A 13,087-nucleotide genomic window follows, 5' to 3' on the forward strand; every position below is an offset into this window, starting at 1 on the left:
GTAGCGTTCAGCTCAGATGCGCGTGATTGAAGTTGCTGCTCCGTAACGGCTTTTAGCGCTTCTCCGCGAAGACATCTGATCCATGAGCGATTCGACGGATCCTGCAGCACGACATGCGTGAAGCTGTCATCATCATTGATTTGTTCAAGGTCCGGGTGATGCAGGTCTATCTCGATGCTGGAATGTTCGAGGGTTTGAAACTGACGGTAACGTTCATGCTCCATTCTAGAGGACATTTTGATGCGTACGATCAACTGTCGGCCTGATACCTGATACCTGATACCTGATACCTGATAGATGAAGGACCGCATGACCTCTGAGTTCTTCCAGCTCCCCTATTTCACTCGCCAGTTGCGTGGGCGGGTGTGAGATGACGCCCTTCACATAGGCATACGTATCATAGCTCTTGGGTATGGCTGACTAGATCGGGCTCATAAATGCTGGCGCTCAGCTCCGCTGCGTAACGAATCAGTAAAAACAATTCTTACATCCTAGCCGCCCACAGCTGTGATTGTGGTGTCTACCCGAAGAGCCGATTTTCTTTCCCTGAATCGCACGGTCTTGCGTCGACTTTAGGTATTGAAGGAAGATTGGGCACCAGGAAATGTGATTCGTGGGAAGGAGTTCAACATTAGCTCGATCAGACATATCGACTTACGCTTCGTAGACGACCTCGTCGGATTCGTTCGAGGTGCTGGTTATGTCCTGGACTTTTCAGACGTCAGTTATGCGGCTTTTTTCGCGGCTGAGTTGAATGTTGATATCGACGATCCTAAATTTGCGGTGAATGGTCGCTCGAAGGGCAAGCGTTTAAAGTGCTTCCTACAGAGTTGCAACGACTCTGATGCTGTTCGGCTGCTTGCTGCCCTTTGGGAGCATCGGAGCGAGCATCTCATTCGCACTGAATCCCCAGACCCAATCGCCAATGCAGAGCAGAGGTATCACGCATTGTTAAGTCGGCTGTCGGGTCAACGGCAGGCCGCACCGATGGCCGCGAAACAGAAGGAGCTGGTAATTGAAGGGCGTAAATTCGCTACATTCAAAAATATCCTTTTAGAAGTCGGTACGCTCCTGCCTCACGCTCGTGGCTATGCTTTCGAGGCATTTCTCAAAAACCTCTTCGATGCATTTCAACTGGCAGCCCGAGAACCATTTCGGCTGAGAGGTGAGCAAATAGACGGTAGTTTTGAGCTGAACAACGAGGTTTATCTGCTCGAAGCGAAATGGCACGGCCAACCCATTGGTGTCGCCGACTTGCATACGTTTCATGGGAAGATCGAGCAGAAGGCTGCTTGGACTCGAGGACTATTTATAATCAATAGCGGGTTCACAGAGGATGGTCTTGCAGCCTTCGGCCGAGGTAAGCGGGTGATTTGCATGGATGGATTAGATCTGTACGAAATGTTAGATCGGGAGATTTCGCTATCCGAACTCCTCAAGATCAAAGTCCGCCGCGCTGCAGAGACCGGTTCCCCCTTCAGTCGCGTTCGCGATCTGTACCCGAAGTGAACCATTCACTCTACGATAATTTTACTACAGATGATGGCGTATTGACTCGCCAAAATTGTTGCTCTACCGTCCCATCTTCGATGCCCTAGGCTAATGGCTGCACTATCGTGCCTGACCTGAATTTTGAGTTTCAAGAAAACTACACGAGCGTTCAAGTAAATTGTGCGCTTCGCCCCAGAGCTGGACTTAATCTATGCCTGCTGCAGCTGCCTGCATCCATTGATGAGGCCTTAGAAGATCTAAGTCGGACGACTGCGTTGAATGTTTTGCGCAATTTGCTCGAGGCTGGGCCAGATGGGACGAGACCTACCCTATCCACGATAGCGCCAGGTGGTGACCCTGTGCTCATTGTTGCGCCGGAGTGGGCATTGGGCTCAGTGGACTGGAACGCTGTTGACGCTTTTGTCAGAGGTATCGATCGACCACTCGTTTTGATCAGCGGATTTGGTGTCTCGTCGGGTGAAGCTGTACTCGAATGGTATGGAGCGCGCTCCGAAGACGGCACGGTTAGGCACCTCGCCTGGGAGCAGGCTCGTAATGGCATCAGCCCAGCGATGCGTGTGAATGGCGGTTGGTGTTGGATTCATGAGCCAAACGGTCAGACGCACTGCATCACTTACCTTAAAAATGTTCTCCAGCAAAGTTATGAGGCAGTCGAGTTAGACGATGTGCAGGCCCATGACACACTTTTGCATCTGCGTTTCAACGACTTGGACCTGTTTCCTCTGATCTGTGCTGACTTACTGATGCCTGCAGGGCCGAATGGAAATTCACCCCAAGCACGTATCCACCGCAAACTTGAGAGCCTGAACAATGACCGTCCAGTGCTCATCGTAGGTTCCTTGCTCCAGACGGGATACAACCAGAATTGGGGAATCGCTATTAACTCCCTTTTGAACCACGTTCTTGCAGGCCGACAGGGAGTAGTCGCTCTATGCAACGTGTCTCACGATAGTCCCGTTGCAGATGAGGCGAACGATAAATGGAGAAGTCTCAGTGGTGTTTTTGCATCATTCACTGAGATGCCTCACGGTCAGAAAAGTCTCACTGCGACGCGAGCACTAAGTTCTCAGGGCATAGTGGGAGCGGTGGTACGAGCGACACACCCATCAGTCACTGCAGGTATTGTGTATTGGCCGCCATACACCCCTGTTACTAGCTTGCTGATTTGGAGAGGGAATATGGTTTGCCCTATTCAGAACACAGGGATGATGCTCCCCGTGCCGTCTGCTCCTAACAAGGTCACCTATGAGATTGAGCGCTTTTTACGTAGGTATCCGCCTGACATGAATGCAGCTCCGCGGCTAGGTGTAGGCATCGCTGAAATCGGCGAACATTTGCGCACTATCCAATCAGCCGAATCGAGCTCCATGCTCAACACCATTTTGGAGGGCACAAGCTCCCTCAAACCGGTGGATCCTGACGCAGTTTATGATCCTGAAGTGATCAGCGCTCTTCGAGCCGGACTTCACGCGCTAGCAACGCTGAAATCGATTGATGGAATAGATTGGCAAGATTCTCCTGGTGCCGCTGGTCAACTCATCGTCCGCGCTCAAAACCGGAATTTACTAATATGGCGTTCTCATAACGAGTCACCTAGGGCGCTAAAACGTTCTCTCGGAGAATGGCGGGATAGAGGTGGTCCACATCCGCCTTTAATCGTTCTAGGAGCGACTCGTTATGGCGACCTAGACAGCGGAGAGATCGCACCAGAGAGGCGCGATGACATCAGCACCACTCCAAGAGGCAATGCTGATCTTCGCGCTGGCGGGTCACTTGCACCCGTGACAGGGGACATAAGGGGGCTCAGAGGCATGCGCAAAGTAGCTGGTCTCGGATTGTCGAAAGCCGCAGCGGTCTACACAGAATACGTTGCATCAGAAGATGACGAGCGAGTCGCGGAATTGCTCGGTCAGATCGCCTCTTTTTTTAGGGAGTAAAGGTGCATGAATGAAGACTCTGCGTTTTGGAACTCTGCCAGCGAGCAGCTTAATGAGCTGTGCGTCAAAGTAGGTCTCGACCACACTCCAGAGCTTCCCTCACCGGGAATAATGATTTCCGCGCCCGCGGGAACAACGCTTTGGTCTTCGTCTTACGCGCTTGTCTTACTATGGCCCTGCAGAGGAAGTGACCATATTTCCATCGAGCGAGCAGCGGCGCAAGGACAAGCCTGGTTTGATGAAGTTCTCGTCCGGAACGAAAGGCTGTCTCCTGGAAGCCCAATAGATGGCTATCTAGTACTCGCCCTCCCTGAGGCCCCTGAGGCAGATTCCCGAGAGGAGATTCGCCGACTAGAGCTGTCGGCGCAGGTGTGCCGCAAGCACATGATTTGGCCTTCATCACCTGTAGATTACAATTATGAGCCGGGTCTGTGGCAACGAGTAGCCGACATAACAGTCTTGGGACTGCCAGATTCAGCTGCCCCCTCGGGTAATGAACTCCAATGGCCAGAGCTGGATTCTGAAGCTCAAGCACTGTGGGGCGAGCTTTCAACGCTTGGCGTCAATGGGACAATTTTACGTCATGAGGGGACGCCGAATGCGCGGAATTAGACTCAACACTCTCAATGTGTCTCATTTTCGTGGGCTCAACGACTCTGTCCGCTTTGATTTCAGCTCACCATTGACCGTGGTATACGCTCCAAACGGCACCGGCAAGACAACAATGTGCGAGGCTGCAGAATGGCTACTTACAGGCCAAGTAGAAAGGTTGAAGGAAGGTAATGGATTCGACGCTCTAGTTCTGAGTCCGAAGTTTCCCAGCCAAAATGACGCCACTACCTCCGCCGCTGCGAGCCTATATATTGATGGAACGGAACAATTTGTCCGAAGAGACGTTGACGGATCGCAGTCTTCTGCAGCATATGGTGCCGATGAAGGGGCAGCAGCTACTCTTCGTCCCAACGAGCTTCTGGCCCTCTTGGCTCCGGTCGCTGCGGCAGACGAAGCACATGCCATAACGGCTATAAATTTACGGCAGCGGTGGCTTAAAGGAACGCGCTTTTTGAGTTCTGAAGCGCTGGCTGCCTTGGTCGATACCGACGAAGAAACTATCGAGCGACGAACTCAAGTCTTTGCGGATTTGCTCGGAATTCGGCATCTGCTTGATGCCGAGCGGCAGTGTGAAAAGTACATTATTGAGATCGGTAGACGCCTGCGAAATCTTACAGAAATGACTGAGTCGAGATCAGCGGAAATTACTGATCTGAAGCTCGCTCTTGGCCCTGATGAGGCGGCCGGGACTTCGCTCTCGAGCTCGGCGCGTCTCGAGGCGGATACTGCCGCGAATCTCTTTGCGCCCGAGGATACTCATTGGTTCGTAGAGCAGCCCAACCTCGACGATCAACTCGCCTCTCTCACCGCGTTGCACAGTCGTTACAAACATGTATTCGATGCACGCTCACACGCAGCTAAGCGTGTCGAGGCGAAGTGGAGCATTCGTAACAGCCTAGAAATGGCTGTCACTGAAGGAATCAATCTTGAGGCCGCGTTGGCGCAGTCCTTAGCCCAGATTGAAAAGGATGGACGGCAGGCTGCAACTGAGCTCACTGATTTTAATTCTCGGCGGGAAGCCACCTATCTGCTGGCGCAAGAACTTGCGAAGGCTAAGGATGAACTGTCTTATCTGAGTGCAATGGTAGTCGCCACACTTCTGGATGGCGGTTTTGCCGATGATCTTTCTCTAAGCTTCATAGAACTTTCGCATAAATACTCTGATTACCAATGGCCGGCGAGCGCACGACAACGACGTCGTCATGAATTGAAAGAGCTCGAGTTATCTAGTGCCGGATCCACCTATGAGACCAAGCGCTTAGCGGAACTAGACCTCGAGGTTAGTGCAGCTCGCTCAGATGCTCCTTCACGTGAGGAGCTGGAGCATTTGCAAGAAAAAGCCTCTGAGACCGTTTCACACGCCAAAGCTACCGCCAAGCTGCTAGATGCTATAGCGAGCCCTGTGGCTCGCTTACAAGCTGCTGCGAGGGAGCTTTTAGGTCATGACCATGGTGTGGACATGGGAAAATGCCCTCTTTGCTCTCATGACTGGAAGGACGCTGAAAATTTAAGATCAGCAATCAATACGACGCTTTCAGCCGCCCCAGAGTTAGTTGTAGTCGCCAGGTCAGGGGTGGCCGCAGCCGATGATGCGGCCACGCTTGCACACTCCCAGCTCAATGCAGCTCTACAAAAGCAAAACTATCTACACGGACTGGAAAAAGAGCAATCGGATCTGCAGTTGGCCAATGCTGTTCAGCGCCGCGAGCTGGAGAGGCTCGGTGTCAGCCAGAGTGCCACGGCAGAAGAGTTCAAGTCTCTCGCAGCGCATCTGGATGTAGCCGACGCTATTTCCGTACTGCTGTCAGCCCGCGATGGGATTTCACCTACAGTTTTCGGTTCTGAATTTCGCATGCCCGCTTCCGGATTCCAGGTCGCAGACCTGCACCAACATTTTGATACCGTATTCGAGGCAAGAAATCGTGTGGTACAGCTCGAGCTTGCTGAGATAGCGAAGTCTATCGAGGCTGCGATAAGTAATCGTGACGATCTACGCGCAAAGTATACTGCGGCGCAGGAAAATTTGAAGGATTGCCGTCTAGGCTTAGAGCAAAAGTCAGCGGAGCTCGCTTCTTTGCAATCGGCATGGCAAGAGGCTTCGCCAGATATTGAATGGCCGAACGCCGAGCTCGATACATTGATGTCTGAACTCACAAAAGAAAACGTTCGCCTTACTGTAATTGAAGGACACATTGCGGCGGCTCGGGCAGCATGGGCAGCCGAATCTCGTCGCTCTCGTCTGTTGGAGCTTCAACAGGCAACCCAACTTTTAATCGATGAATCGAGGGTGATGACGGGTCGGTTGAACGCCGCGAACCGCGCGCGTGCAGTGTTCTATGAGGCCTACACCACTATTAGCCGTCAAAAGGTTCAGGATCTGAGCCGAGTGGTGAACCCACTCTTCGCGCGGATGCATGCTAATCGTGTTTTTGACCGGATCAACCTCGGTGCGGATACTGACTTTCTGCATTGGCTCGCTGACGCAGGGGACCAGCAGCTCGATCCGGGCAAAGATTTTAGCCAAGGCCAGCGACAAGATCTTGCGCTCGCCTTATTCTTGGCGCGGGCACGCAGCCTCGGCGGGACATTCTTTCTTGACGAGCCGATCGTCCATTTGGACGACTTGAATCGTGTCGGTCTTCTCGACATTTTGCGAGCGACTGTCTTAGAAAGCAGTAATACGCTTAACCTCGTCATTACCACCTCTAGTCGCGCATTGGCTCGACACCTCATAGAAAAGTTTGCTGGTGTAGGTTTGGTAGAGACACCAAGTGGGCGGCAGCCGCCTCTTCGAATACTGGAACTAGACGGGAATGGTCGAAGCGGGATCCGGCTGAGTACCGTTTATCCGTTGGAAGGAGTGACTGTTGCGGCTAGTTAGGCGTGTAACTGCTAGCACAGGTCCCGAGGCAGACGATCTTCAATACATCACCCCAAGTGCTCACGGCAGCGTTAGGAGTGTATCTCAGATCTCTTCGATTACCGTTGACCGTTGACGAGCGGCGATCAAGATGCTGCTCGATTCGCGCGCGAGGCCAGCGTACAGATCATTCACTTGAAACCATCAATAGTTTCGGCGTCCAGGATCATCTTTCTGATCAGCTTCACATCCATCCCAACGTTCCCATAGGTAAAGCTCGACTCGACGATCTTCTTCTTAGACGTTCTCAGGTCAGGATGGAGATGGTCTGGACCGTAGGGCACCTTATGATGGTTCGCCGAGTCGACTCGCGACAAATTCGTTCCGTTGGGCGCTTGAACGTTGTAAGCGTAATTCATGGGCGATACGTACCTGACGATAACGACCACCCCGGAAGGCCTCCGGGCCGTGACGGCTTGGTCTTGGACTTTCTCAACGGTGCAGTCGAGTTCCATTTTGAGGGCTTCGCACGCCAGTTCTAGTGCCTCACTCGCGCTTACTTGCCGGAAATTGTCGAACATCACTATCCCACCCAAATGTTTGGCGACGTAGTTCAATAACGTTGATTGCTCTTGCGCCTCTGCTTCATGTATCGGGCAAAGTTGCAATCCGATTAACAGACCTGAGGCTCCCTGTACTGTGGTCGTTGACACCCGATCTGTTTCTGCCCCGCACACTAAACACTTGCCATTTGATGAAAGCCAGATCGCTCCGTCTACCGCCGTATTTTTGCGGCGGCCATTAAAAAGCCCTTCAAATGAGCTGGTCTCACTGTCGCGCTCCTTGCGCCAGGAGCTGAAGCGCCGAGGATGGTCACGATCGTCGATAAGCTTGGAGAAACCAGTGTCATTGATCGGCTTGAGGGTTAATCCGTTTCTCTCAAGAAATACGCCAATGCTGCCGACGTCGAGCAAGTTTTCGGTCTTTAGGTAATAAATTCTCCCCGCAGGAAACCTGTCGGCCGGTTTGTAGAGGGCGTTGAAATGAAACACTCCTGAAGCCACGTAAATATGAACGTCGTCTGCCCCTTGCATCATCCACAACAGCGTTTCCTTGTCCCGAACCTCAATCGGCAGTACCGGTTTTTGTTCGGAAAGGAAATTGCCGCCGAAGACTTGTATCGCGCCATCAGTCGCGCGGCCATCGAGCTTTAGGGTTATGCAGTCTTTAATTACGTCGTTGAGCTTCAACGTTAAATTCCACGCCTGTGATTGTCTTGCTCTCAAGATGGGGACAGCTAGGCGACTTCACAAGCCATCATCAACAGAGCGTCGGTAATCCCCCCATCAGTTAGTGGCCGAGCACGATGTTTTACGGTACTTTGTGCTGGCATGAGGCCATATTCAGAGCAGGGCGCACCTCCAGGGCAAGGGCCAATATCTCCTTGCCGGTGCCGTTCTTGCGCATTCATTTCGTGACAGGAACCACCATGTCAGGCGGCGAAACCGAAAAAATTGCGAGGCTCGCGGAGCTCGTTTCCAATGATATCTTCAACTTCTTTCGCTGGAAGAGAGAGGGGCCAGCTAACCTCAACTTCGCCTGTGTAAAGAAGGATACACACGCGCCCTTGAAGAAGTCCGAGCACACGCATCCGACTGACGTGGTGTTCAGGTACGCAGATCCTTACCAGAACAAAGCCATATACCTTCATACCGACTTGAAGAGCTATGCGGTTGGCTCCATTAGTCTTGACTCGATCAAAAAGGCCTTGAAGTCCTTGGGTAAGACTATCGACTGTGCTCGTGCTTCGCCGGAATGGCAGACTCGCTACCATTTGGCTAAGCGTGAGAAGTATGAAATTCGTGGGATGCTTTTCGTTTATAATCACGATGACGAGTACGACAAGAATTTCTACGATCATTTCAAGGATTACAAGGGAGAGAATCTGCACATCAAAGATTCTCAGCAGGTTCATATCGTCGAACCTTCATTGATCAATTACCTGAAGACGCTGCAGCTCGATGTTAACACCCTTAGGGCGGAAGGGAGATTCCCGAGGGACAATTACACCTTCTATTACCCTGACCTCGTATTGCATAAAGCCAGTGGTGACTACTGGGAGCGTGCGGCCACCGCAGAGCTCATCGCCTCGCCGTATATGATCATTCACCACAAAGAGGTGATGTCGTACTGCGAGAAAGTCAAAGACGTGACTGAAACGTATGGCGAAGGTTATCTGATCTATTATCGCCGCGATGGCAGCACTGAAATCGAGTTCAGGTACCTCTTTGATGCGCTGTCTAGGTTCCAGATCCTTAACGCGAACAAGGACTTGAAAATTCGGATCAGAGTTGCCAATCGGCACCATCACAGTAGCATCATCAGCAATTTCAATGCAGCCATTAACAGCTATGTGACCGAGTGGGGCGAAGACGAAAACCGCAAGCGGAAACTACAGGCGATTGAACTGGAAATCGTGAATCACGCGATTCCGAACTATAAGCCCGAAGCGATTGGATGGGAGCGAGACTGAAATGAGAATGGGTAGTTTGTACTTTGCATCCGACAAAGCGATCTACGATGCGCTCACGCAGCGAAGCCTGACGAGCGCTGAGCTCAGGAAGGTCTTCCTTTCCAGGGGGATCGTGATTTCTAATGAATCGGACAAAAAATTCTTAGCCAATCGATTCAGTGCTCTGTTTCATGACTACTACGACTATCGGAACTTATCTCTCTTGGTGGGCGGACGTGACAGCCGTGAGAAAACCACCAATGTGGTCGTCACAACAACGGTCTCTAAAGACCAACTGACCGACGCTCTCACCTCCGTCAAGGAATGGCTGGTGGATAACCAGCACGAGCAGGCTGAGATGGCCGTTCACGGCGATCAGCTCAAACTCACCGTCAAATACCAGAAGCTTGATCTGAGTCAGGCAGAGTTCCGCCAGGTTGTTGAGAAGACGGCGGAGGTGATCATTGAGAAGCAGGGCAGTGGCTGGAAGATCACTGGCCCTATGAATGACAAGTTTAAAGACATCACCGATCAGTTGTACTCCCAGATCGAGATCCTGACCGAACAGGACGTGGGTACCCGAGCCATCTCTTTGGAGGCGATTCCTGATGCGGGCATCAGAACGAATTTCCTTCGCAGCTTGATCCGTAATCTCAAAGACATGGAGGTGGTCGATGTGGTCGACGTCTCTATGTTTAATCCTAAAGATCAAGAAGATGATGATCTGGATCTAAGTGACGCTGCACTGGTGATCGAGGATTCGATTGAGGTTGAGTCAGAAGATGAGGGTGAGGATGGCGACCCTGAAGCCGAACTGGCCAAGCCGCAGTCAGAAGCCAGGATTCACAAGATCATCCGCATCGATAAGGCGTCCCTGAAGGGTAAGGGGGTCTTGGAGTCGGAGCAGCTTCTTGAGCTTGAAGGCCACGGGTTCTATCTGTGGAAGATTCGATGGAAATCTCGTGAGAAGCTCGTTGGATCTGAGGTCGTCCTCTTTGAGGCTCAGTTTGGTAATCAGGCCAAATACTGCGATTTCTCCTATATCGTTAAAGGTGTCTACAACTACAACAACGGGAAATACGCCAAGAACCTAGTACGTGCCGAGTCGGTGTTTGAGCAGAAGCTCAAGATCCGCTTGGAGGAGGCGGCGCAGAAGACCTTGGATGACATCGAAAGGAGTCTGGCGACATGAAGTCAAAGCGGCTGAAACTCTGGGTTCTGACCGCTCGCATTGACTTTCAGACCCTTTTGTATGGGCTTCGACAGCAGCCGTTCAACGACCGGAACCGGGTCGGTGTAGAGGCTATCGAGATCCTGGATGACAAGGCCACCTTTCGGTACCACGAGCAGCGGGATATCACACAGTCGTTCACGAACCCTCTGGGCGAAACCGTCGAATCGAGTTACTCGACGTTCATCAGCTTCGACATGGTGTTCGAAATGCTTGGGCCAGATCGGTATTCGATCTGCATGGGGTCGCCACCGAAGGATTTGAAGCCGTTCGTGGAGCTCGTGCGAGCTGCAACTGGGAGGAACTTCGCGCTGGAGAGCGTGAAGCCGGACATCTCTTCGGTTTATCAGCAGCTCAAGGCTGACAAGCGCTTCACGAGAGTCATGGCCAAGCGGATCGTTTCTGGAGCGGTGACGTTTGATATCGAAAGCAGCTTTCGAGTCGATATTGCATCGACGGGAAACGCGATGACTAAGTTGTTGGAGATCACGGGTGGCCGCGCGGCACCGATCAACAAGATCAAAATCGTCTACACGTACGAATCAAGGCCTGTTCAGATTGAGCTTTCTCGCTCAGGCTCGATTGCAGTGTCGTGGGATGATGAAGAGCACCTGCACCTGCTGACAGGCCTCTTGATCCGGTAGATAGGCAGAGGCTACGAGAGATTGAGCGGGATGTGTCGGGCCTATTTCGGCTGGCTCGGCACTAGGGGCGTTCACAAAACCCGGCTCCGCCCAATACACCCTTGACGGCCAGTAACCAGAAAGGGGACCGCGTTATATTTTCGAGTTTCCCCTTTTGGCCGATAACCTCCTCTCGTAATATCATCTAAATTATAACTGGCGTGATGGGAGGGTAGCGTAGCGTGGCAGTTTCATTGGTGACGGTTCGTAGGAGGGGATGGGGACACTTAGATGACCACATACAGAATGTTTCCCTGCTCCCTCTGGTAGAGTGGAACTTACACATCGTGAGCAGGGAAGCGTATGTTCGATTTACTCAAGTTGCTCATCGACAACAGCCCATCGCTCACTAGCGACATGCAGGCTTGGTTTGAAAAGTATCGGGTGGATGCTGCGTGGAATGTCTATTCAGATTACTGCGTGGGCAACACTGATAAGGCGAACGACAGTTTCTCGTTCGTCATTACGCTCAAGCACGACACTGATAAGAATTTTTCAGAATACATTGCGAACGTAGCGCCCAAGGATCTGAAGAAAGCGCGTAAGGCTTCGGAGGGGCTGATCTCCTACCTCAATTGTCCGGTGGCGTTCAGCGTCTCGTTCATCGTTGAGCGGGATTCGAAGCTGCTCAGAGATTTCATCACCGATGATAATATCCATGGTTTTTGCTTAGGGCTACGTGAGTTGATTGCGTTATGGTCCGCTGAGCCTGGATCAGATAGAGAATACTGGCGGCGAATCGACAAAGCCCTTGGAGAGTTTGCATTTGATGTTCAGCGGAAGAAATTCAATGCCAAACTCGCTAGGCAGGTATTGCTGACATCTACTTTTGCCGGATTTCTCTTCTTGACTCTGAATCATCTCAAGGAGCCGGCGTCCGTCCGTTGGGTGACTGATCGCGATGCGACTTTCGAAAAATACAACGAGGTTGCTTTTGATATCGCATACATCTTGTTTCTTCTTTTCCGCCTTCAATCAGGAACTGCGAAAGACCCTAACAAGCCCCAGTTTTTGTTTGCCTACCCGTATATGGACGGTAAAACAGATTATGCGGAACACGTCAGGCTCCCAGACTATTTGGCTGGACTTTGCGCCGATATAAAGCTGCCAAGTATGGAATTCAGCCATACGAAATTTGAGCGTATTTTCGGCGATGCGATTATCAATTCAACAAACAATATTGTTCTCGAGATCTTGGGCTGCCCAGAAAAAATCACAGCAAGGCGGCTTACATTTAAGAATGATCATTAAACGCCCGTTTTAGCCAAACTCTATCTGCGCGGGTTAGAGGCTGCGTCAATCTTGGATGACCAACAACAGGTTTAACTTAGTGCTGCGGTCAAAGAGCTCGCAGCTTTTTTTGGTGGCTTTGACTAGCTTCAGCAGTTCGCGCTGATGCCAACCCCATTTCTATCAGGTTTGATTATCCGTAAGAGAGCGGATACAAAGATACACGGAGCGCGTCTGTTAGCATGATCGGTGTCCCGGCTCTCGATCGCTTTTAAGCTTTCGTCAAACGATTTTCTGAATGGAAAAAGTAAAATGTAGTGGTCAACTCCCGGACACGACGTTTAGTTTCTGCTCGGCCTGAGCGAGCGCTAGCCCGCCATTGAATAAATGAGGCCGTATCCAGTTGTAGCGATGCATTAAGTAATAGCTGATATCCCGTTGCGCCTGCTGAACCGACATATAACCCACTGAAGGTATCCACTCGGTTTTCAAGCTTCGAAATACACGCTC

Annotated in this window: 9 protein-coding genes and 1 pseudogene; 7 read left to right on the plus strand and 3 right to left on the minus strand. The window is 51.5% G+C overall.

Annotation, left to right across the window (positions count from 1 at the left end; all coding sequences use genetic code 11):
• A partial coding sequence (locus tag ACN0UH_RS19150) for a hypothetical protein (RefSeq protein ID WP_417663548.1) occupies positions 1–224 on the minus strand: 224 nt, incomplete at its 3' end.
• 355 nt (positions 225–579) lie between these two features.
• Between ACN0UH_RS19150 and ACN0UH_RS19155 the strand changes: the two genes are divergently transcribed.
• The 3 genes from ACN0UH_RS19155 to ACN0UH_RS19165 all read left to right on the plus strand — a co-directional run bounded on the left by ACN0UH_RS19155 (position 580) and on the right by ACN0UH_RS19165 (position 6,942).
• Entirely contained in the window at positions 580–1,509 is a 930-nt protein-coding gene (locus ACN0UH_RS19155) for a restriction endonuclease (RefSeq protein WP_417663549.1), read from the plus strand.
• A gap of 341 nt (positions 1,510–1,850) precedes the next feature.
• Positions 1,851–3,449 (plus strand): ABC-three component system protein, encoded by a 1,599-nt coding sequence (locus ACN0UH_RS19160; protein WP_417663550.1) that lies wholly within the window; start codon positions 1,851–1,853, stop codon positions 3,447–3,449.
• 598 nt (positions 3,450–4,047) lie between these two features.
• Positions 4,048–6,942, plus strand: coding sequence for an AAA family ATPase (locus ACN0UH_RS19165; RefSeq protein ID WP_417663551.1), 2,895 nt, complete (start codon positions 4,048–4,050; stop codon positions 6,940–6,942).
• A gap of 170 nt (positions 6,943–7,112) precedes the next feature.
• Here the strand turns inward: ACN0UH_RS19165 and ACN0UH_RS19170 are convergent, their stop codons facing one another.
• A complete protein-coding gene (locus tag ACN0UH_RS19170) occupies positions 7,113–8,171 on the minus strand; it encodes a toxin-antitoxin system TumE family protein (RefSeq protein WP_417663552.1) in 1,059 nt (352 codons plus the stop codon).
• Between the two features lie 239 nt (positions 8,172–8,410).
• Between ACN0UH_RS19170 and ACN0UH_RS19175 the strand changes: the two genes are divergently transcribed.
• The 4 genes from ACN0UH_RS19175 to ACN0UH_RS19190 all read left to right on the plus strand — a co-directional run bounded on the left by ACN0UH_RS19175 (position 8,411) and on the right by ACN0UH_RS19190 (position 12,598).
• Positions 8,411–9,454: a hypothetical protein gene (locus ACN0UH_RS19175; RefSeq protein ID WP_417663553.1), complete on the plus strand. Its 1,044-nt coding sequence runs from the start codon at positions 8,411–8,413 to the stop codon at positions 9,452–9,454.
• Positions 9,455–9,461: 7 nt separating this feature from the next.
• A complete protein-coding gene (locus tag ACN0UH_RS19180) occupies positions 9,462–10,625 on the plus strand; it encodes a hypothetical protein (RefSeq protein WP_417663554.1) in 1,164 nt (387 codons plus the stop codon).
• Positions 10,622–11,308 carry a hypothetical protein gene (locus ACN0UH_RS19185; RefSeq protein ID WP_417663555.1) on the plus strand — a complete coding sequence of 229 codons (687 nt, stop codon included), beginning with the start codon at positions 10,622–10,624 and terminating at the stop codon, positions 11,306–11,308. Before ACN0UH_RS19180 ends, ACN0UH_RS19185 begins: the two co-directional genes overlap by 4 nt.
• A 342-nt stretch (positions 11,309–11,650) precedes the next feature.
• Complete coding sequence (locus ACN0UH_RS19190) at positions 11,651–12,598, plus strand: GCN5 family acetyltransferase (RefSeq protein ID WP_417663556.1); 948 nt, start codon at positions 11,651–11,653, stop codon at positions 12,596–12,598.
• A 300-nt stretch (positions 12,599–12,898) separates the two neighbouring features.
• On the opposite strand, the pseudogene ACN0UH_RS19195 reads toward ACN0UH_RS19190, so the two are convergent.
• Positions 12,899–13,087: pseudogene (locus ACN0UH_RS19195) on the minus strand (IS3 family transposase); the annotation flags it as partial.

Source organism: Pseudomonas sp. (genome assembly GCF_048265905.1).
Lineage (GTDB): Bacteria > Pseudomonadota > Gammaproteobacteria > Pseudomonadales > Pseudomonadaceae > Aquipseudomonas.

What these genes read in the sequence shown, in the direction of transcription:
- ACN0UH_RS19165 (WP_417663551.1), top strand. Translation starts at nt 4,048, where the DNA reads ATGCGCGGAATTAGACTCAACACTCTCAATGTGTCTCATTTTCGTGGG.
- ACN0UH_RS19175 (WP_417663553.1), top strand. Translation starts at nt 8,411, where the DNA reads ATGTCAGGCGGCGAAACCGAAAAAATTGCGAGGCTCGCGGAGCTCGTT.
- ACN0UH_RS19180 (WP_417663554.1), top strand. Translation starts at nt 9,462, where the DNA reads ATGGGTAGTTTGTACTTTGCATCCGACAAAGCGATCTACGATGCGCTC.
- ACN0UH_RS19185 (WP_417663555.1), top strand. Translation starts at nt 10,622, where the DNA reads ATGAAGTCAAAGCGGCTGAAACTCTGGGTTCTGACCGCTCGCATTGAC.
- ACN0UH_RS19190 (WP_417663556.1), top strand. Translation starts at nt 11,651, where the DNA reads ATGTTCGATTTACTCAAGTTGCTCATCGACAACAGCCCATCGCTCACT.